Origin of the sequence: Bacillus suaedaesalsae (assembly GCF_016890225.1) — a bacterium.
Taxonomy (GTDB): domain Bacteria; phylum Bacillota; class Bacilli; order Bacillales; family SA4; genus Bacillus_BS; species Bacillus_BS suaedaesalsae.
Genome location: NZ_JAFELM010000013.1, coordinates 214,661 through 237,461, shown reverse-complemented (window position 1 = coordinate 237,461; position 22,801 = coordinate 214,661). Strand labels below are relative to the sequence as shown.

At 36.0% G+C, this 22,801-nt stretch carries 16 protein-coding genes and 1 pseudogene; 13 read left to right on the top strand and 4 right to left on the bottom strand.

The window, feature by feature from the left end; genetic code table 11:
- Positions 1 to 209 precede the first annotated feature (209 nt).
- The 12 genes and pseudogenes from JR050_RS02975 to JR050_RS02920 all read left to right on the top strand — a co-directional run bounded on the left by JR050_RS02975 (position 210) and on the right by JR050_RS02920 (position 17,585).
- The gene (locus JR050_RS02975; protein ID WP_204202025.1) at positions 210 to 731 is read left to right on the top strand and encodes a hypothetical protein; all 522 of its coding nucleotides are present in this window, start codon (positions 210 to 212) and stop codon (positions 729 to 731) included.
- Position 732: 1 nt separating this feature from the next.
- The gene (locus tag JR050_RS02970; RefSeq protein WP_204202024.1) at positions 733 to 1,230 is read left to right on the top strand and encodes a hypothetical protein; all 498 of its coding nucleotides are present in this window, start codon (positions 733 to 735) and stop codon (positions 1,228 to 1,230) included.
- A 142-nt stretch (positions 1,231 to 1,372) separates the two neighbouring features.
- A pseudogene (locus tag JR050_RS02965) lies at positions 1,373 to 2,450 on the top strand (L-dopachrome tautomerase-related protein).
- A 505-nt stretch (positions 2,451 to 2,955) separates the two neighbouring features.
- Positions 2,956 to 3,927, top strand: a complete 972-nt coding sequence (locus JR050_RS02960) for a tRNA dihydrouridine synthase (protein ID WP_204202023.1) — start codon at positions 2,956 to 2,958, stop codon at positions 3,925 to 3,927.
- 155 nt (positions 3,928 to 4,082) lie between these two features.
- Complete coding sequence (gene truA, locus JR050_RS02955) at positions 4,083 to 4,817, top strand: tRNA pseudouridine(38-40) synthase TruA (protein WP_204202022.1); 735 nt, start codon at positions 4,083 to 4,085, stop codon at positions 4,815 to 4,817.
- 67 nt (positions 4,818 to 4,884) lie between these two features.
- Positions 4,885 to 5,382, top strand: a complete 498-nt coding sequence (locus tag JR050_RS02950) for a YehS family protein (RefSeq protein WP_204202021.1) — start codon at positions 4,885 to 4,887, stop codon at positions 5,380 to 5,382.
- Between the two features lie 6 nt (positions 5,383 to 5,388).
- Positions 5,389 to 6,096: a M48 family metallopeptidase gene (locus JR050_RS02945; protein WP_204202020.1), complete on the top strand. Its 708-nt coding sequence runs from the start codon at positions 5,389 to 5,391 to the stop codon at positions 6,094 to 6,096.
- 568 nt (positions 6,097 to 6,664) lie between these two features.
- Positions 6,665 to 11,197, top strand: a complete 4,533-nt coding sequence (locus JR050_RS02940) for an NACHT domain-containing protein (protein WP_204202019.1) — start codon at positions 6,665 to 6,667, stop codon at positions 11,195 to 11,197.
- A 701-nt stretch (positions 11,198 to 11,898) separates the two neighbouring features.
- Entirely contained in the window at positions 11,899 to 12,843 is a 945-nt protein-coding gene (locus JR050_RS02935; RefSeq protein WP_239454063.1) for a DnaD domain protein, read from the top strand.
- Positions 12,844 to 13,017: 174 nt separating this feature from the next.
- Positions 13,018 to 14,286: a mechanosensitive ion channel family protein gene (locus JR050_RS02930; protein ID WP_204202018.1), complete on the top strand. Its 1,269-nt coding sequence runs from the start codon at positions 13,018 to 13,020 to the stop codon at positions 14,284 to 14,286.
- A 209-nt stretch (positions 14,287 to 14,495) separates the two neighbouring features.
- Positions 14,496 to 16,163 (top strand): M4 family metallopeptidase, encoded by a 1,668-nt coding sequence (locus tag JR050_RS02925; RefSeq protein ID WP_204202017.1) that lies wholly within the window; start codon positions 14,496 to 14,498, stop codon positions 16,161 to 16,163.
- Between the two features lie 219 nt (positions 16,164 to 16,382).
- Positions 16,383 to 17,585 carry an AimR family lysis-lysogeny pheromone receptor gene (locus JR050_RS02920; RefSeq protein WP_204202016.1) on the top strand — a complete coding sequence of 401 codons (1,203 nt, stop codon included), beginning with the start codon at positions 16,383 to 16,385 and terminating at the stop codon, positions 17,583 to 17,585.
- Between the two features lie 428 nt (positions 17,586 to 18,013).
- Here JR050_RS02920 and JR050_RS02915 read toward each other — a convergent pair whose 3' ends face one another.
- Positions 18,014 to 18,916, bottom strand: coding sequence for a DMT family transporter (locus JR050_RS02915; protein ID WP_204202015.1), 903 nt, complete (start codon positions 18,914 to 18,916; stop codon positions 18,014 to 18,016).
- Positions 18,917 to 19,107: 191 nt separating this feature from the next.
- Here JR050_RS02915 and JR050_RS02910 point away from each other — a divergent pair, with 191 nt between their 5' ends.
- Complete coding sequence (locus tag JR050_RS02910) at positions 19,108 to 19,734, top strand: NUDIX hydrolase (RefSeq protein WP_204202014.1); 627 nt, start codon at positions 19,108 to 19,110, stop codon at positions 19,732 to 19,734.
- 189 nt (positions 19,735 to 19,923) lie between these two features.
- Here the strand turns inward: JR050_RS02910 and JR050_RS02905 are convergent, their stop codons facing one another.
- From JR050_RS02905 to JR050_RS02895, 3 genes are read right to left on the bottom strand one after another with little or no spacing between them, the layout of a single operon-like run.
- Positions 19,924 to 20,739, bottom strand: coding sequence for an ABC transporter ATP-binding protein (locus JR050_RS02905; RefSeq protein WP_204202013.1), 816 nt, complete (start codon positions 20,737 to 20,739; stop codon positions 19,924 to 19,926).
- Positions 20,739 to 21,770: a FecCD family ABC transporter permease gene (locus JR050_RS02900; RefSeq protein WP_204202012.1), complete on the bottom strand. Its 1,032-nt coding sequence runs from the start codon at positions 21,768 to 21,770 to the stop codon at positions 20,739 to 20,741. Before JR050_RS02900 ends, JR050_RS02905 begins: the two co-directional genes overlap by 1 nt.
- Positions 21,767 to 22,801 (bottom strand): FecCD family ABC transporter permease, encoded by a 1,035-nt coding sequence (locus JR050_RS02895; protein ID WP_204202011.1) that lies wholly within the window; start codon positions 22,799 to 22,801, stop codon positions 21,767 to 21,769. Before JR050_RS02895 ends, JR050_RS02900 begins: the two co-directional genes overlap by 4 nt.

Sequence of the window (22,801 nt, the reverse complement as noted above, 5' to 3'; positions counted from 1 at the left end):
TACTCTTGTGCGTGCAGGCTGTGGGTTAAAGTTCCTGGCAGTGAAGGCAGTAGTAACTGTAGCTTAAGACAAGGTTTAAGTATTTTTTGGTACAAGATATCTTTATCTACTCGTTCAATCATCTGATAATTCTATACAATTGATTCGAAATGTAACCTTTGACCCAGGGGGCCGCAATAACTGGCATTCACATCCAGGAGGTATTGCTGTTGAATGGTTGGGTATTCCAACTTTATCTAGTTCATTTTAGGGTGGGATTTATGTTCATATACTTCGTTATCAAAGTTGTTATAAGTTTAGCACTAATTGGAATTGTCATTAGTAAAAGAAAGAACGTGACATTATTTGAAATTCTGGCTTTATATCTTTTGTCTTCCAGTGTATTAGTTATTCTACAAAACATAGTTAGCCTTAACATGGAACTTCTTACTTATAAGAAAACTTTATTGCCTGGATTGATTCAGCATCTTGATCATATAATTGTTATTCCTTGTTTAACACTTTTATTATTTTATAATTATAAGAACTCAAAAATTAATATCGTAATCTCCTATTTTTTAACACTTATTTGGGCAAGTATTTATATTGGAAACGTTTTACTAAATAAAGAGATGGAAGTTGTTAAGTTTAAGGGCTGGAATGTATTAATTGGGTATATCGAAGCTTTTGTCTTATTAATTTGTTTATTCATTATTTACTTAATAAGTGGTTCGATTAAAAGGGGTAATTAAAATGCTATTATTACCAAAAGAGTTCAATGAGAATGAAATTTATATTTTAAGTATTGGTTTTCTTATGGTACTCATTATTCTCTTATTACCTAGAAAGTTTTCTGATGAACAAACAATATTAATATTGCTTTTCAACTTTTTTCTGTCTGCAACAATTGATAATATTTTAGCAGGTCCATCTTTTGATTTTTATGACATAATGGATGATCCAAAATTTGAAGTAATGGATTTATTTATCTATTTATCTTTATATACACCTTCAGGCTATTTGTTACTATACCTGTATAAAAAGTGTGTAACTTCCATCAAAGGTATGATTATATTTCTTTTCCTATCTATAGGTATTACTGTGATAATGGAGTGGGTTTCAAAAAAATTTAATGTTTATAATTATAATGAATGGAATTTATATTATTCTGGAATTAGTTATTTTTTTCTGTATATCTTTAATATTTTATTTTTTTATATTTTAGTGAATAATCCCAAGTTGAAAAATTAAGACATAGTGCGAGGAATTTAAATTTCGAAAACAATCAATTCCATCATCTTTTCGTATAGAAAAACTTATTAAGAAACATGCACTAGAAAAAATATAAATCATATATAGGTGATATCCGGTTAAAATGGTTGAGGAGGATATCATGAAACCTATGCTACCTATTGAAAATTATTTCGGTAATTAGAACTAGTTTATGCTTTTTATGGCGCTATGCCTACAGGTGTTAGTGTTTCGGAAACTGGTCGTATTTTCATTTGTTTTCCGAAATGGGGAGACGATGTTAAATTTACGGTGGCGGAAATTGTTGAGGATAAATTGCAGCCTTATCCTAATTTAGAAACCAATTTAGTTAATCCCGAGAATTTCACAATGACTTTCATCAGTGTCCAAAGTGTAGTTGCTGATGGACGGGGAACGCTTTGGGTATTAGACACAGCGGCACCCAATTTTTCTGAACCTAGGTGGGGCAAAATTAGTCGCTGTGGATTTAAAAACCAATACAATTAGAAGAGTATATACCTTTACAGAAGATGTTGTCCTGCCAACAACTTACCTGAATGATGTCCGATTTGATTTTCGTGTTGGAAAAGTAGGTTATGCCTATATAACGGATTCTTCTTCCAAAGGACCAGGAGCTATTATCGTCGTAGATTTAGATACTGGAAACGCGTTTAGACGGTTAAATGGAGCAAATTCAACTTCACCCGATCCCTATTTTATACCGAAAGTAGAAGGAAAAGTGTTGATGAATCGAAATAAGGATGGCGAGACTTCTCCGTTTAGATTGGCGTCTGACGGTATTGCGATTTCTCCTGATGGAAAGGTATTATTTTTTTGTCCACTAACAAGTCGTCATTTGTTCTCGATCTCAACAGAAGCGCTGAGAGACAGAAATATACCGGACAAGGATTTACCTTATCATGTGGAGTATTGGGGAGAAAAAGGTGCGTCTGATGGAATGATTACAGATGCAAAAGGGGCCGTTTATGCTGGAGATTATGAGAACAATAGTATTCGAAAGATATTGCCGAATGGCACAATGGAAACCATCGCACATGATCCGAGAATTTTATGGCCGGATACTTTTTCGATTGGTCCGGAAGAATACTTATATGTCATTGTGAACCAACTACATCGGCAGGTAAGATTTCATTGTGGAAAAGACCTCCGACAAAAACCTTCGTATGAAAATTGATGAGCTTCCTGCTTCTACCATTTGATAATAAAAAAAGTTGGTTCATTTTTTGTGGATTTTGAACGGGTAAGCATGGAGCCAATAGTTCGTACTTAACTTAATATAGTCTATTCATAAAAGAAACTTTGGCACGGAGAAGTAAATCCAACTTCTCATGTGTTGCCACATACACTCACACATATTGAGTACGTGGCACAACTCATTCTGAAAGAAGGCAACTAACCCTTGTGGTTGTTGCCTTTTCATGTTCCCTGAAGAATAGACAAAGTTGAGTAAAGGTACCTCCCTCTTGAGTACATGTGTCAATTGTTTCGAGCTAAGGGCACCTTCTAGCTTCCTATTAATAACAATACCATTCGGGGCGGATTTTCGATAAAATAAACATTGTCGATTGTTACAAGATTAGTTGTACCAGTGTTTGATAAAAAAGTTAGTAAGCATGATAGTAGTAAATAGGAATTTACGGCTTTAATATATATTTTGGGTATGAGTTTGAAGTTGTATCTATAGGGAAAGGATTTGAGTTTGAGATGAAAGATAATTTTTGGCGTGATTTACCAAGGCCATTTTTTGTACTTGCACCGATGGAAGATGTGACAGATGTTGTGTTTCGTCATGTTGTCAGTGCAGCGGGACGTCCGGATGTGTTTTTCACAGAGTTTACAAACTCGGATAGCTATTGTCATCCAGATGGCATAAAAAGCGTGCGTGGCCGTTTGACTTTTACAGAAGATGAACAGCCAATGGTGGCACATATTTGGGGAGATAATCCCGACTATTTCCGCCAAATGAGTATTGGCATGGCAGAGATGGGCTTTAAAGGCATCGATATTAATATGGGCTGCCCTGTACCGAATGTAGCGTCAAGAGGAAAGGGAAGTGGCCTTATTCTACGACCAGACGTTGCAGCAGAACTAATTCAAGCAGCAAAAGCGGGTGGACTGCCTGTCAGTGTGAAAACCAGACTTGGTTTTTCTGAGGTAAATGAGTGGGAAGAGTGGCTGACGCATATTTTGCAACAGGATATTGCAAACCTTTCTATTCATTTACGTACAAGAAAGGAAATGAGCGAAGTAGATGCACATTGGGAGCTTATTCCGGAAATCAAAAAGTTACGTGACCGTATCGCTCCAGGTACGTTGCTGACAATCAATGGAGACATTCCTGATCGCCAAGTTGGGCTGGAGCTTGCCGAGAAATATGGTATTGATGGTGTGATGATTGGACGAGGTATTTTTAAAAATCCGTTTGCTTTTGAAAAGGAGCCAAAAGAGCATAGCAGTAAAGAATACCTTGATCTTCTAAGACTACAGCTTGATCTTCAGGATCAATATGCCGATTTAGTGCCACGTTCAATTTCAGGGCTTCACCGCTTTTTCAAAATTTATGTCAAAGGATTCCCTGGAGCAGCGGAATTAAGAAATCAATTAATGAATACGAAATCAACAGATGAAGTACGTTCTTTGCTTGATAACTTTGTAAAAGAAACAACAGTGAAATGATGTAACATCTAATAGTAATTGTGGCACAACTGATAGACCAACCCCAATTTCGTGAAGAGAAATTCTTTTCGAGATTGGGGTCTTTTCTTGCAAGAAATAAAATACATACGTTTATGGTAAACTTAAAGTATGGTGCAAATAGTAAGGAGAGACAGATGAACAATTATAAACTGACCATTCAATATGATGGCACGAGATACAAAGGCTGGCAACGGCTAGGGAATGATGAAAATACCATTCAAGGGAAAATAGAGAAAGTTCTATCAAATATAGAAGGCAAAGAGGTAGAAATTATCGGATGCAGTCGAACAGATGCAGGGGTACATGCCCTTGCCCAAGTTGCCAATGTGAAGCTCAGTGTAAATTTATCAGCATCTGAGATCATGAATCAGCTGAATAAGGCACTGCCTCAAGATATTAGCATTACAAATGTCGAGATCGTTTCAGAACGTTTTCATGCTAGGTATAATGCTAAGGATAAAACGTATTTGTATAAAATATGGAACGAGGAATATTCCAATCCTTTCATGAGAAAGCTTTGTTTGCATGTGGAGAAAAAGTTGAATGTGGCCTCAATGAAACGAGCAAGTGAATACTTTATCGGAGAACATGACTTTACGGCCTATTCAAATGCGAAGTCAAAGAAAAAATCGATGATCAGAGAAATCACGTCGATTACAGTAGAAGAAAACGCTGGTTTTATAGAAATTAGGGTAAAAGGCAATGGCTTCTTACATAACATGGTGAGAAAAATAGTCGGAACTTTAATAGAGGTTGGGTTAGGGAAGAAACAACCTGAAGATATACCTGTGATTATTGAGTCAAAAGAACGACAAGTTGCGTTAATGGCAGATGCTCGTGGGCTTTATTTGGAGAAGATTGATTATTAGTTTTGAAAGGGAAAGTTCCTGTTGCAATACATGACAGGAGCTTTTTTGAAAAATAGGAGGAACTACAATGGAAAATAACGATGTCTTAGTTCGGTTGAGATATGCACTTGAAATAAAAAATAGTGAAATGGCAGAGATTTTTAAGCTTGGAGGAAAAGAAGTCACAGTACCAGAGATCGTCAAAATCCTCAAAAAGACTGAAAGTGAAGATGAAGAGCAAAACTATGAATTAAAATGTACTAACAGTATGTTAGATTCATTTCTAAACGGCTTCATCATTTACAAAAGAGGAAAACAAGAACCGAAGCCTGGACAACCAGCAACTCCAGAACCATCTATCAAGAACAATACAAACGTCAACAATATCGTATTAAAGAAAGTCAAAATTGCACTAGCTCTAACAACTGAGGATATGATTGAAACATTCAAACTAGCGGGACTAAACGTTTCAAAAGGAGAACTCGGAGCAATTCTGAGAAAAGAAGGACATAAAAACTACAAACCATGCTTAGACAGCTTCGCCAGAGCGTTCTTAAAAGGACTAGCCATTAAATATAGAGGATAAAGCTATATGATACATACGTATGCAGGGGAAACGATACGTTTCGAAATTAAATATAAGAACCGAGGAACCATTGGGATATCAATAGATGTGTATGGAAATATTGAAGTGCTGGCACCGAAGAAAACCCCGAATGAACGGGTAATTCAGGTACTAGAGGCAAACTGGGATCTGGTTCAGAGCAAGGTAAAAGAAACGAAGGACAGGCTGAATGGACCTCAGGAAAAGGTATATGAAGATAATGAGAAGTTTCTTTATTTGGGGAAATCGTATCCTATTAAAGTAGTTCAAGATCATGCTGTTACACAAGACCCTGTGGTACTCGAAGGGGAAGTGCTGCTTATATACGTGAAGCAGCAGAACGATGAAAAGATTAAACAATCATTAAGGCGATTTTATTATCAGCAATGCAAGGCATTAGTAGAAGAGAGAATCTCTTTCTATCAATCTAACTTTAAAACGAAACCACGTTCAGTGAAAATCATCGACAGTAACACCAAATGGGGCACTTGTGATTCCAACCTACACCTAACCTTTAACTGGAAGCTAGCCATGGCACCACTTGAAGTTATTGACTATGTTGTCGTTCATGAAATGTGTCATATGGTGCATTTGAATCATGATCGATCTTTTTGGCGACTCGTTGGGAAGATTATGCCGGATTATAAGGAGAAGGAGAAGTGGTTGGCGTTGTCGGGGTGGAGAATGACGGTTTAAATATTTTAGTAACTATTATCCAAAATAATATAGAAACTTAACTTCAAGAAGTAACTCACTTTATGGTGGGTTATTTTTTATAACATTTATTTCTTAAATAATCCTATATTATCTAAATTAAAGAAAATTTACAGAGAAAAGGCTATTTGAAGGGATATTAAATAATATGTCGAAGTATGTTTGAAGGGTGGATAACATTTCCAGCGTTATTAGTGAATTAGAATTTATAAATGGAGCGTGGTTAGTATTATGATATCCAAGTTTTTTAAGGATGAAAGTGGCTATGAGGAATGGCTGATTCAAAACAAACAAGGCTATGTCTTTAATCATTTTGGTACTATTGAAATGAATAAAATGCATCACGCTTCCTGTTACCATCTACATACATTGAAACACAGTGGATCAAGGACCAATTATGAAAAGATTTGTTCCTTAAATTACAATGAGTTAGAGCAAGAAGCTAACAGAGTTACAAAGAATGAGTGGAGTAAATGTAAAGTATGTTTTTAAAAGTTAGACCAATTCTTATAACATCGATTATATGAACTTAGAGGTAGGGGGCATTATTTTGTTAGAATTAGATTTTTCTAAAATAAGAAGCTTTGATGGAAGTAAGGACAACGGATTTGAAGAGCTTATCTGTCAACTTGCACACTTAAAAAGGCCAGGAAACGCTAATTATTTTGTGAGAAAAGAAGGAGCTGGAGGAGATGCTGGTGTTGAATGTTATTGGAAGCTCCACGATGGAACTGAACATGCGTGGCAAGCGAAATATTTTCCAGATAGAATGGAAGAAGACCAATGGAATCAGATTTCTAAATCTGTTAAAACAGCTTTAGAAAAACATCCACATTTAACAAAATATTATGTTTGTCTTCCTAGAGATTGGACAGACAGTAGGAAAGTAACTAAGTCTGGAAAACCTGTCCATTCAGCCTGGGTGAAATGGGAAGAACATGTAGAGAAATGGAAACTGTTAGCTGATTCAAAAGGTATGAAGGTTGAATTTTTATATTGGTGTAAGCATGATATTAGTCTCATGCTTCAAACTGATGATCCTCGTTTTGCGGGGAGAGCTTTATATTGGTTTAATGAACCGGTTATTCATCCACAGTTGTTCAAAAACATTGCCTTGAAGTCTAGAGAAGCCTTAGGAGAGAGATATACACCAGAAAATCATTTAGATTTACCCATAGCTCAACAATTTGATGGTTTGGGTCTAAGTCCAGAGTGGAAAAAACGGTTAATCGATAAAAGAGCTTTAATTGTTAAACAAATAAAAAAACTAGATACAGAGTATTTTGCAGTTATTAATTTCCCAAAAGATAGGAACTGTTGGACCGACTTATATAAGGAACTTGAAATTTTAAGCAATGAGTTCAATATTTTTATTGAAAACGAAATTTCTATTTCTCAGTTTAAAAGACTTCAAGTTATATATAGTACCATAGAAATGCTACTAGAAACATGTAATTCTGATATCTATGACATATTGTATAAAGAAACTGAAAATGAACTAAAAAAAGAGTGGCGGAACTTTAACAATAGTTTTCGTCGTATACAGGAAGATTTATTTGAAATGAAATCTTTCTTTTTTGGAAAGGCTGTACAAGCTATGATGAGTAAGGCTGCAGTCATTTTAGGGGAAGCTGGTATCGGAAAGTCTCATTTGTTGTGTGAAATTGCTCTCAAACGCACAGAAGCTTCCTTACCAACACTGTTTTTACTCGGTCAACAATACAATGGAGGTAATCCTCTAAATTTTATATTAGAACAACTAGATATTCGAGGGGGATCTTATAAACAAGTTCTTGGAGCACTAGATGCCGCAGGTGAAGCTAAGAAAACTAGAACACTAATAATTATAGATGCAATTAATGAAGGTAGATACAAAGATGAATGGATAGATCATATTTCTTCGTTTCTAACGGAAATTTCGAATTATCCTCATATATCATTAATACTGAGTTGTCGGAATACTTATGTAAATTACATTCTCCCTGAACTATCTGAAGAAAAACTTACCCGTATCTTTCATACAGGATTCAGGGGATTTGAACATCGTGCAGCAATGAAATATTTAGCTAACCAAGGTATATCAAAGCCAAGTGTTCCAATTACTTCACCGGAATTTAGTAATCCATTGTTTTTAAAAACTTGTTGTAAAGCATTAAAATTAAATGGATATACATCATTTCCAAAAGGATTATATGGACAAAGCAAATTATTTGATTTCTATTTAGAGAGTGTTGAAAAAATCATTATTAGGAAAAAGAAATATATTCCTGGTCAAAGAATAGTGCAAAATGCCTTAAATGAATTCGTTGAATTACTTTATCCTGATAACTTGTATGGTATAACAGTTTCAGAGGTATTTAAGAAAATAAATGGATATGATACCAATCCTCACCATGGAGATAATCTGGTAACCTTGCTAATTGATGAAGGGTTATTATCATTAGATATAATTCCAGATCAAAATAACAAACGAGGAAAAGAAGTAGTACGGTTTACTTATGAAAGATTTAGCGATCATTTTATTGCTCAATTTATTATTAATCAAATTAACCAAGAGGATATAATAAGTCATTTTAAAGAAGAAGGATCAATTGGAAAGTTGATAAAAAATGGTCCAAGCAAGTCAGGTATAATAGAAGCACTTGGAATAGGATTCCCAGAAAAAATTAATAGGGAATTTATTGATTTCGTGTCAGAAGACTCAATTAATTATGAATGGTTATTTTCTACCTCTTTTAGCGATGTTCTGCAATGGAGGGCAAAAGAGTCATTTACAGAAAGAACAATTGAGCTTCTAAACATGATACACAGCTATGGATTTCATAATGAATCGATCGATAAACTATTATCCTTGTCAACAGAACCAGAACATCCTTGGAACGCAGATTTTTTGGATAGAAATCTTAAAAATATGAAATTAGCTGAACGTGATGCATTTTGGTCTACGCATATTGCTGTTAGTGACTGGGAAGAGGATGAAAATCAAGCTGAGTCAGTGGTTAGAACAATAATTGATTGGTCACTTCTGGTGAATTTAAATGAGGTAGAGATTGAAAGATTACGACTTACAGCTATAACATTATTATGGATGACAACAACATCAAATAGAAAAGTACGTGATCAATCAACGAAATCATTAGCAAGGATATTATCATTTTCGCCACAATTAATACCAAATCTTATAAAAACATATAATAATACTGATGATCCCTATTTAGTAGAAAGGTTGTATGCAGCTATTTATGGGGCAGTTTGTAATATTGATAGTGGAAGGGTAATTAAAGAACTTGCACAGAGTGTCTTTGAGAATGTATTTGAACATGGACAACCTTATCCTCATATTTTAATGCGTGACTATGCAAGGGGTGTATTGGAAATAGCGTATAATAAAGGGCTACTTCCAAGTGAGATTAGCCCGGAGTTATTTAGACCTCCATATAATAGTAAGTGGCCAATTAATGATCCATCCAAAGAGGAAATAAACCAATTAATTGGAGATGAATTTTCGTCCGCAATAAAAAGTTCAGTTACTGGTTTCTTGGGGGACTTTGGAAAATATACTATGGGTAGTATTCATAATTGGTCTCCAACAGCATTATCTGAAGCGAAACCTGAAAGTTCTTACGATATACATCTTAAATTTGCTAAAACGTTACCTGATGAAATGAAAGATAGATACATCGCACATATTAATAGAAAATTAGATGCAACTAATAATGAAAAATTTAATCTTGAAGAATTTTTAGCATCAATTTGGAATGAAAAGTTAGAGAATAATGAGGAAGATACTGTTGATGAGTGGGAAGTACTAAAAGAGGAAATAAAAGCAATTTTGGACGATGATCAAAAAGAATATTTTAGATGGGTTAGTGGTTTAGTCATCAATGATAGACCAGCAAAGTTTAGTCGAAAATGGGCTCAGAGATGGGTTTGCAAAAGAGCATATGAGTTAGGGTGGGACCCATCTTTATTCGCAGATTTTGAGAGAATGTATTCAAAAAATTATGATAGGTCTCCATCTAGGATTGAACGGATTGGAAAGAAATATCAATGGATTGCTTTTCATGAACTTTTATCCATGATGTCGGATAATTTGTACTGGATCGACCGTGGTTTTAGTGATGTTGATGATTCTATGTTTTGGGGACCTTGGCAAGACCATTTAAGAGATTTGGATCCAACTCTATGGCTACGTGAAACTGGAGATTCAGGATGGGATGAATTTGAAAATTCTTGGTGGCAACCCTTTACTTTTCCTTTTGTAGATGATGACTTACAAAATCAGAAGGCTTGGTTATGGGATACTACAATTGTTCCTCCATTTAAGGATTTAATAGAGTTGACAGATCCATTTGATAATAAAAACTGGATGGTATTAAGAGGATTCTCTAAATGGAGTAAGAAACCTGAAAAAGACGAGGATAAAATACCTAGTCAGGATGGTTGGTTTAGAATCAATACTTGTATTGTACACAAAAATGACTCGGATAATCTTATAAAGGAACTAACTGGAAAAAACTTATGTGACCCAGATATTTCAAGTCCAAGTTCAACAGGACATCAGGGGTTTATTAGAGAATATCCATGGCATCCATGTTATAAAGAAATGACAGATTGGATTGACCCAATAACCGATGCTAACTGGCAAGAATTAATAAATGTTAAATATCTCGTCCCTATAAATACTTATGATTGGGAGTCTGGCAGCACCGACAAATCATTAAATAAATCAATATCAATATATCTACCAAATAAACATCTCATAAGTGAATTGGGTCTTAGTTTAAAAAGGAATGAGTACGGGGAATGGCTTGACAAAAATGGAGATTTAGCTTTTCTAGACCCTAGTACTAAGATAATAGGTCCATCATATGCACTGATAAGATCTGAGTTATTGAAAGATTGGTTAGATACCAATAATTTTCAATTGATTTGGCTCATTGGTGGTGAAAAACAACTTTTTACAAGTATGGCTAGCAGTTTCTTTGGTCGACTAGTTTATAGTGGTATTTATACACTTACTGATAAAGGTATCGATGGTAAGATGTGGTTTATGAAGGAACAAGGTGATTCAGAAGATTAAGGGAAGAAATAAATACATATCACTTTTTTTCTACTATTGATAAGGTTGAATGGGGAGTACGAAATGAGCTGTTTATTTTGCAATTCTTTAATAATTTCATCCGTTAATTAATTATTTAATTAAAAAAAGTGTAAAGGATTATTCTTTCCATATCTCTGGTGTAATTCGTGTAATCCTTCTTTTATGATAAAAAAGCAAATAATCGTTTGATTATTATAATGATACTAACTTTAACTATTCCTAATTAGGCTTAACTTATAAACTACAGTAACAACCCATCATAAGGTGGGTTGTTATTCTTTAGGGGTTATTTAAGAGTATCAAATAATTTATCGAAGTATGTTTAACGGAAATCAAGAGAATATGATGGAGTAGATATGTATTTACATAACATCAATGATAGGTATAAAAAAGAGTTTTGGTCAAAGAACTTTTGCTTTGTATGTTATCCAGCACCCCATATATTGACACATACACTTCGTACAAATGAGACACGAGCATCTAGATAAAACTAAAACTAACATGACATAATTTTCATTATGTCTAATTAAATCTTTTATATTTGTATTATTTAAATCACCTACAAATTCACTTGTATGGTGATTTTTTTTGTTTTCTAAAATCCAACCCCTTTAATCTAGTAGAACACTATATATATGAGTGAAGATTTCTACTTTTACTAAGAAAGGGTTGTGTTTTAAATGGCAAAATACAGAATCGTTCGAACTGATTTTTGGTTAAATCCAATTGTTTCAGAAGAGATGACACCGGAGGACCGGTATTTTTACTTATATCTTCTAACAAACCATCATACGACTCAATGTGGTATCTACAAAATTACGAAAAAACAGATTGCCTTTGATATGGGGTACTCCATAGAGGCTGTTAATTCATTAATGACTCGTTTCATCGAGCATCATGAGCTGATACAGTACAATCCTGTAACGAGAGAGCTGGCTATCAAGAACTGGGGGAAGGATAACTTGCATAAAGCTGGAAAACCGGTGTTGGATTGTATTTTATCTGAGCTAAAGGAAGTCCAGGATCTTTTGTTGATTGGTTATGTAGCTGAAAGTATTGTTAAGGAAGACCTACTAGCTGTCTATGAATCTTTTTGCGATGTTCCCAATGAAGAAGACGAGTCATTTAACGATACGTTGACGATACGTGGACAAAAAGAAAAAGAAAAACAAAAAGAAAAAGAAAATAAAGAACAAAAAGAAAAAGAAAATAAAAAACAACAACAAGAAACTCTAGAACCAAGTTTAGAGTTTAATATAGAGAATGAAAGTCTTCAAAATGAAGAAGCAAAAGAAATAATTGAATTTTGGGATCAGAATGGTTTTGGTTATTCGAATCTGAGTGCAAAGAAGCAGTTGTTGTCGTGGTTATATGATTCTAGCTTTGAGAATCCAAAGGACATGGTCCTAAAAGCCCTGGAGATTGCTTGCTCCCGTAATAAAAGGCAACTTAACTATGTGATTGGTATTTTGAGGAATTGGGAAATGGGATCCAGTTTGACGTTAGATGATGCTACTTGCTATGACGAGAATAAGGAGTATAAGAAAGTTGCCATACAAGATCTGATAGAAACATATTTTCCAAAAGAATGTGTATTGGACCTAACGGCTGGAGAAGATTGGTAATGCATCAGTTGATGACTGAAAACCCTGTCTGTTGTCCTATCTTGCTTTTACAAAGTCATATTTCCACAACTTTCCCCATAAACTCTAGAATAACTAATGGGACAAGGAATTAGTTTCTTTGTGTTTATTTTTCTGATTAGCGTAGGTGTTGATACAGAAGAAGGGGGAAAAGGGATGGAATATATTCAAAGCCAATTAATAGAGTGGGAATTTGCTCCAACAGTAGCAAAATATCTGTCTATTACCATTATGGTTATTCTTATAGGGCTCATCTGTATCATCTCAAATTTCGTTTCAAAAAAGGTCGTGATCAGGCTCATCACACACTACCTGACTAAAAGTAAATTTCCACGAGCTGCTATGGTGCTAGAGGGGAAGGTGTTTCAAAAACTTTCTCATATTGTACCTGCGATTATCATTTACTATTTTTCTTCTACCTTGCCAGACTATCAACTGATGATTGAGAAAGGGGCCGTAACCTATATCATTATCGTTGGGTTAATGGTATTCCACGCATTATTAAGAACAGTAAATGCCATTTATCAAACCTATGAAATTTCTAAAACTAAGCCGATAAAGGGTTATGTTCAGGTTGTTAACATTATTGTTTTGACGTTAGGAGGTATTCTCGTCATCTCAAACCTGATGGGTGAGAGTCCTCTTATTCTATTAAGTGGTATTGGTGCTCTATCCGCTGTTCTAATGTTAGTTTTTAAAGATTCATTATTAGGACTTGTGGCAGGCATTCAGTTAGCAGCAAATGATATGGTTCGGGTCGGTGACTGGATTGAAATGCCTAAGTATGGTGCAGATGGGAATATCATTGATATTTCTTTAAATACAGTAATGGTTCAAAACTTTGATAAAACCATTACGAGTGTACCAAGTTATGCTCTCATATCTGACTCCTTTATCAACTGGAGAGGGATGGAAAGCTCAGGTGGAAGGCGAATCAAGCGATCCATATTAATAGACACTACCAGTATTTCTTTCTGTTCCGGAATGATGGTGGAGAAGTGTAAACAAATTCACTTTCTATCAGAGTATGTCACGTATAAAGAGAGAGAAATCTCTGAGTACAATACGAGATATGAAATGTATGAGGAAAATCGCGTAAATGGAAGAGCACTTACGAATATAGGAGTATTTAGGGCATATATCGAAAACTATCTAAAGAATCATCCCGATATTAATCAGAACATGACAGTATTGGTTAGACAACTGTCTCCTAGTGAACATGGTTTACCAATTGAAATCTATGCATTTACAAAAGATACAAGATGGAATGTATACGAATCTATTCAATCGGATATCTTTGATCATCTATTAGCTGTAGCGGGTGAGTTTGAGCTAAAAGTATTTCAGAATCCATCTGGGAATGATCTGAAAACCCTATTGGAGGATACAAGTAAAAAGCCAGTACGTTATAAAGTAGTTGGATAGTCAGGGACTACTCGACAAATAAATGTAGTGAAAAGAAGATACCCCTTCTAATGGCATATCTTCTTTTCTTTTGTTCGACAAAATTCGGGTGGTGCCTGGCACCATTGGTTCATTTCCCTTTAATTATAAAACAATTCTAATTATTCATGCAATTCATCCATACCCGTCCTATAATGGAGTTGTAGTTGGAAAATTAAGGAGGATGGATAGTGAAGAAAAAAATCATTGTACCTGTAGTTTTGTCGTCAGCAATGTTGTTGGGTTCGATTCCAGCCAGTAGTTTATTTACGAAGCCGGTACATGCAAATGTCATGAGTACTCAGGCTGTTAAGGAATGGAATGAGAAAGCAAACGTTCCTTTATTCGTGAAGGAGAGACATGCAGAGAAATTCTCTTCTAGTACGCCATCCGATGCATTAAATTATTTGAAGAAAAACGAGGGTAAAACCGGAATTCAAGCTTCAGAGAAAAACCTGAAATTGAAAGACGTTCAAAAAGATGAACTGGGAATGACTCATGTCCGCTATAATCAAGCGGTAAACGGGGTGAATGTTGAAGGGGCAGAGGTTATCGTACATTTCAATGAGGATCATGAGGTCGTATCTGTAAACGGAAGAGTGAATCAGACGATTGGAGAAGTGGACACATCAACTTCATTAAGCAATGATGATGCACTAAAAACAGCGTTATCTTCTGTCAATGCACCAGAAGAACTGACATATGAACCAACTTCTGAGCTAGTCATCTATCCTTTTGAGGGGAATAATCATACAGCTTATAAAGTAAATGTGAACTTTATGGGGGATGAACCTGGCAACTGGTTTGTTTTTGTAGATGCAAAAACAGGAAAAGTAATTGATCAATATAACGGCTTAATGCATGCCGATGAAATGAAAACACAAAAAGGTGTTGGAAAAGGTGTGCATGGCGATCACAGAGAATTACATATTACCCAAGTGAAGGAGCCGAAATCCGGTACGAAGTTTGCATTAGCAGACTACTCTCATGAGAACCTTGAAGGAATTATCACGTATGATGCAAAAAATAATAACACATCCAGCGATGATACTGTTTATGTAGGGAACTCTGCTGCATTTATCGGTGACTATGACCGGGCACTTGTCGATGCACACTATAATTCCGAAAAGGTTTATGAATATTTCTTAAACGAGCATAATCGTAATTCCTTAGATGGAAACGGAATGGCCATCATTTCAAGAGTACACTATGGTAACAATTACAACAATGCTTCTTGGAATGGACGTTGGATGACATATGGTGATGGTGACGGTATATTCATGACTTCACTATCAGCGGGTCTTGACGTTGCTGCACACGAAATGACTCATGGTGTGATCTCGCATTCAGCAAATTTAGTTTACCGTAATCAATCGGGTGCACTAAACGAGTCGTTTGCTGATGTCTTTGGTGCACTTGTTGACGATAGTGATTGGGAAATGGGTGAAGATATTATGGCGCCGGCTGCTAAAGCTGACGGAGTAACAAGGCTTCGAAGCTTAAGTGATCCTAACAGTGTGATAGTCAGCAACGCGCAACGAAGAGCATACAGCACAAATGGCGGAGTTTATCCAGACCATATGGATGAATTCTATTATATGCCAACATCAGTAGATGGTGGTGGGGTACATGTTAACTCTTCCATTACCAACCATGCTGCATACTTGATAGGTCAAGAGATTGGTAGAGAAAAGCTTGGTAAAATCTATTACCGTGCGTTAACGGTTTATTTAACATCAAATTCCGATTTCAGCGATGCACGTCAGGCAGTTGTTCAGTCTGCTATTGATCTTTATGGTGAAGGAAGCGCAGAAGAGAAAGCAGCTAACGCTGGATTTGATTCGGTAGGAATTTATTAAGTAATTCAAATTACACTAGAAGTTTTATAGAAAAGCATTATGTTCCCTCAGAATTATAGTCTGAGGGAACATTTTTTATGGCCTAAGAGCTGGTTCGTGAATCAAAAGTCAAAAATCAGATAATTCTTGATGACTATAGAAAACTACCATTACTTCATCGAATTATGGTATAGTATCACTGCTTTAAAGTATTCAATGCTAATAAAGGAGCAATACCTAATGATTCATTACAAAATTAAAGAGAAAGTTGCACAAACAGGAGCAACCTTACAAGAAGTTGCTGACATCATCCATGTAAATAAATCTACGGTTTCTAAATTCCTTAAAGGTGATCATGAGTTGAAATTTGAAGCATTGTTTCGTTTAATCTCCTCAATGTTTCCCCTAAATGAACAACCAGAAGCTTTTAGAAATACCTTCCTTCATGTTACCAACAAACGTAATGTAAAATGTGCATTAGAATTCTTCTCTGCTAATAGAGACACAGAGTCATTGTCTGCACTGATTGAACAGAATAAGAATAAATTCAAGGATATGCACGAACTTTTCTATCTTTATGAATTTATTTCAAAGTATAGAAGAAGGATCATAACAAGGGATCGGGCATATAGAAAGTTAATTGAATTTCATCCTTCAACTGCGGAAAGTAAGCTACTTCATAGTCTCTTTTTAATGTTTTGGAACATCGAGTATAAACAGTTTAGGAAAATAATCCTCACAAAGGAAATGGTATTTCATGCTCTTGATGAGCTGGAGGACGGTTACTTTAAAACAAGTTTACGAAATCAATTTTTAGAAAACTATCTTTCTTACTATGGACATAACTATGATCGAGAAGAAATAAATAATCTGCTTACCTTGCTGGAAGGTCATTATACCAATCACTACAATCAAGGGTTAGTTACTCATTGGAGAGCTTTATATTATCAGTGGGATGACTGTGAGAAAACGATTCAAAAATTTAATGAATGTATTCAATTTTATTATGCGATAGGGGCTAACCGATATGGGGACTTCGTTAAATATGAATGTCTATATCTTATCATGATTTACTATGGTCTTGAATTGCCATTAGAAGAAATAAATAAAGCTCCAGATTATATCCAAGCCTATTATTTTTATCGGAAGGGGAATCTTTCTAAAAGCAAGGAACTTCTGGAAAGTTGTAAGAATAGGATACAGGATGAAAATGATTTGTTAACCTTACCTTACCAATTTTACCTTGAGGGACTTATTACACAAAACTCCAATTATTTCTGGCTTTCTATGTACCAATTCTTTGCTGAGGGGGATTTACTATTTGCAATGTTTCCTATTGAAGAACTTAAAAAAAGTGGGTTGTCTGAAGATATGGTACATCATTTACTTAAGACCGAAAGAGAGAAGAAATTACTATCCGGTAATGCCCCAGCTCTTTATTAGTTGTTGCGTGTTTGAGTTCCTTCGACAAATTACGCAACTTGTCGACATAATCTACTGACAAAACCACGTTATCACGTGTATGATAGTCACAATTCTATACGTTCCCCATGTATTTTTGGGATTTAGAGAGGATAGGAATTGTGCAGGAATTCATACCAGTATACAAAAATCTAATTTTAGGACAGCATTTTAACATTAAGCCCAATGAAAAACCTTTGGTAACAACAAAGATGTATGCAAGAATTTATTTTTATCTTAAGACAATACATGATACACACCCATTCTCCAGTAATTCATTTTATTGGAAAAGGGATATAGATGAATTTATTGTTTATCATGAATCACAAGTAGAACTGGGAAATAGAGATTAAAGATGATTAAACAGAAAGACCAGAGAAATCAATTCTTTGGTCTTCTTACATGAAGGTTTATGCCCCAATCTTCTCTTGCACAACGAGCTGTTTTGTAGTCTGCTTTTGCTTCTTATTAACGAGATAAATACTAGCTACAATCAATATAATTCCTAAAAATAAGAGCAAAGAAAAGGGTTCGTTCAACAAAATTGTTCCTATGATAACTGCAAGCAATGGAACTAAGAAGGTAAATGTTGCAACGACACTCGCATCCCCCATTTTTACAAGGTTGATGTAGAGAATCCACGATGTAGCCACCCCTAAAATTGTACCGAATGCTAGACCCCATAGAAATGTGTCATTCCAAACAATGCTAGTCCACTTTTCAGTCGAAAGTCCGGCAGTCATAAGTGCAACTCCCCCAACTAGACACTGGAGAGCTACCATCCAAAGTGAATCTACGGATTGAGCATTTTTCTTCGTATAAATGGTACCCAATGCCCAGGAAAGTGCAGATAATAAACCGAAAGTAATCCCTAAAATTGAAACGTGGCCGGAGAATCCTTCGGCACTGACAGAAATGACGCCAAGAAACCCTAGAATAAGTCCTGTTACTTTTGTTATGGTCATTAACTCACCTAACCAAAGCCAAGCAAAAAGCCCGACTAGAATAGGTTGAAAATAAACAATAACAGAGAATAAACCCGAAGGCACCAATTTAAGTCCCACAGTTTGCAAACCGAAGAACAAAGCTATATTTAAAGTCCCTGTCATGAGATAAATCTTCCAATTCTTTCGCCATTGGATACGAGAACGTGTTTTCCAAATGAAAGCACTTAGAAGGATTCCCCCAAGTAAACACCGCATTCCTGCAAAAAGCAATGGAGGGGTAAATTCCAATGCAAGTTTATAGATCGGCCAGGACACACTCCAAATCATGATTAATCCTGCCATCATTAAAAACCATTTAATATTCATAAATCTTTCTCCCTTACTATAGATGATTCAGAACCATCTCTATCAAAAACCAACTTTCCTATAATACGCCCGTTTGTAAATTATTTCAATTAAGAAATCTTGGATAAAATTATAAGACAGTTGTTTCTTTATTCACCCATCCATTAGTGATACGATAAAAAGAATAATAACACTGAGGTGGAGAAGGATTCATGTTCCTAGATAAACTAAAGAACCAGTTAAATCAAAATCAATCCCTGTTTATTGGAGAAGAAACAGCTTTTCGATCGGCTATTTTGATTCCTTTAGTTCAAGTGGATGAGGAATGGCATATCCTTTTTGAGGTGCGTTCATTTACGATGAGAAGACAGCCGGGTGATATTAGTTTTCCAGGTGGTCGAATTGATCCAACTGATGCAACTCCATTGGCAGCTGCATTACGTGAAACGCATGAGGAATTAGGTGTTGAGCCGAATAAAGTGAATATAGTTGGAAACTTAAATCCGTACGTTGCTTCTCCGTCATTTGTTGTCTATCCATTTGTCGCAACGGTGGATTACAAAGAAATTATTCACTCTTACAACAAACAAGAAGTAGAAGAGGTATTTACTATACCAGTTAAATGGCTATTGGACTATCAGCCTTATATGCATCTAGTGACAGTTGAGCTAAAACCTTCATCGGATTTTCCTTTTGATAAAATTGTGAACGGTACGAAATATCAGTGGGGAACCAGATCTGTAGAAGAGTGGTTTTATGATTATGATAAGTATACGATATGGGGATTAACAGCTAGAATTTTAAAGCATTTTATAGAAGTTATAAACTATAGCAGATGACCGAATGATTTATAGGTAAAATTGGCTTCGAGTCTGGAAAATACAACAAAACTCAATACTTATAATAAATAAGCAAAGGAAGCAACGCTAAGTAAAGCGTTGCTTCCTTTTATTAGTATTCATATAGTTTCATCGTCACTTTATACCTAATCATAAGTCAAGTCTTAGATAACCATACGCGAGTTTTTATTATGAGTACATTCTCATTTTATTATGATGTCGTCCAATTGGCACCACAGAAGGCGACCCTGACACAGGATCTGTCATTATTGTGCAATGAAGACCAAAAATCTTTTCAATCAATGTACTTGTAATAACCTTTGATGGCTTGCCTTCTTCAACAAGTTTTCCTTGATGAAGAGCAAAAATATAATCTGCATACCGTGCGGACAAGTTGATGTCATGAAGAACCATGACAATGGTAGTTCCGTATTTTCGATTAAGGTCTGTCAGTAAATCAAGAATTTCGACTTGATAGGTGATGTCTAAATAGGTTGTTGGTTCATCAAGAAAAAGTATGTCTGTTTGTTGTGCAAGAGCCATCGCGATCCATACTCGCTGTCTTTGGCCGCCTGAAAGTTCATCGATGTTTCGATCGGCAAATTCAGTGATATTCATCATCTCCATTGCCTCCGCAACTGCTTCATAATCCTTTCTTGACCAACCCTTTAGAAATGTTTGATGTGGATACCTGCCTCGTCCAACTAAATCTGCAACCGTTATTCCCTCAGGAACGATAGGAGATTGAGGCAAAAGCCCTAACACACGAGCCAGCTGCTTAGGTGGAATCTTCTGAATTGGTTTTCCATCCAAGGTTATCTGTCCTGACGTAGGTTTTATCAATCGGGCCATTGTTTTAAGGAGTGTCGATTTTCCACACCCGTTTGCCCCAATAATAATGCTGATTTTGTTACTTGGAATTGAGATACTAACATCATGTAGAATGGTTCGATTTTCGTACCCAGCTGTAATTCCTTCAGATTGAAAAGTATGTGTCGGTTTCATTATAAATCTCCCTTTCGATTCATTCGGATTAGCAAGTAGATCAAGTAAGGTGCACCAAGAATTCCTGTAATAACACCTACAGGGTATCTAGCAACGAATGCAAATTGTCCAATAAGATCTGCTCCTAACACTAAAATGATTCCAACTAGACCTGCTGGAATAATACTCGAAAACCCAACCCCCACTAGTCTTTTGGCGATTGGTCCGGAAAGAAAAGCAACAAACGCGATTGGTCCAGTTGTAGCCGTAGCTAACGCAATAATCAGTACAGAACTAATAATAAGTATCAGTCTTGTCTTATTCGTGTTAACGCCTAGCGAAGTTGCGGCTTGCTCTCCAAGCTCTAACATATCTAATCGTTTTCCGAGTGCGATTACAAGTGGCGCAAGGATGAGAACAGTGATAATCAGCGGATAAAGATTCTCCATCTTCGCACCATTTAGACTCCCAGTTAACCATCTCATTGCGGTAGGAATATCGTGTTGCCGACCAATTAGTAATAAATAAGAAATGATTGCATTAAGCATTGCTTGAATTCCAATTCCTATTAATATTAATCTACCAATAGAAAAAGATGTTCCTTTAGATAATAGAAAAATAACAACTACTGTAGCAAGTCCGCCAATAATTGAAGCAATGGAAACAATCATGTTACTTGCCTGAAGTACAATAATACAAAATACAGCAGCTGCACTTGAACCAGCCGTTATTCCGATAACATTTGGATTGGCTAAAGGATTGCGTAAAATTGTCTGAAAAACATGACCAACAACTCCAAAAGCAAATCCAGCAAATACACCTGCTATCATTCTTGGAAAACGAATTGTGCCCACTGCAAATGACGCACCTTTTACTTGTTCACCTAGTAGTACACGGATGACATCCAATACAGGATAAATTGTATTCCCTAGCATAAGCATTGTGCAGCAGAGTGCAAACGCAATGATTGCAAAAAGGGAAGTCACAATGATAAAACGACGACGCCTTTTTGCTATACCTACCATTATTATATTTACAGTTTCATTCATCATAAGGCACGCATTTTCGCTTTCATAGTTATTAAGATTAAGATAGGAGCCCCGATAAATGCCGTAACGACTCCAACTTCAAGCTCACCAGGACTTCCTAAAAGCCGACCGCATACATCTGATATCGTTAGTATAATAGCACCCGATAGTGCTGCCATTGGGATAATGTATCGCAAATCGGGACCGATAAGAAGGCGAATCAAATGTGTTGCTAATAAACCTATAAACCCAATAGGCCCTGCGAGTGCTGTTGCTACACCGCACAACAACACGCCTGCAAATGCAGCAACGAGTCTAAGTGTTCCAGTACGTACACCTAATCCTGTAGCTGCTTCATCACCTAATGCAATGGCATTCAGTGCTGGAGCGGAGAGTAGGGCTATTAGTATGCCAACCATAAGGAAAGGTACAAATATAGAGATAGAATCCCAATTCCCAGCACCAACACTACCAACCTGCCAAAATCTAAATTGATCCATAACATTTGAGCGGGGAATCATGATTGCCATTACAAGAGAAGATAAGGCAGCACTTGTAGCAGCACCCGCTAAAACGAGTTTAAGGGGCGTGGCACCGCCACTCCCCATTGAACCAATTCCGAATACAAAAATGGCAGTTAAAATTGCTCCTGCTAATGCAAACCCAATGTATTGACCAGCCGTACCAATATTGAAAAAGGATATTCCACAAACGACAAACAATGCTGCCCCTGTGTTTACTCCTAATATGCTAGGATCTGCAATAGGATTACGTGTGACAGACTGCATGAGAGCACCAGATACTCCTAATGCAGCTCCACACATAAGACTAAATACCGTTCTGGCAATTCTTTGGCGGACAACATTTGCTCCATGGGACTGTACCTCCGGATGAAATAAACCCTCCATGAGTTCATTCCATCCAACTGTACGAGAGCCAAAAGCAAGAGAAGCCAATACACTTATACTTAGTAGAACAATTGAAAGTATCAATACTTTTATAAAGTTTTTTGGTATAAGTAACTGCTTATTTTCTGTAACGGAGTGCGTATTCAT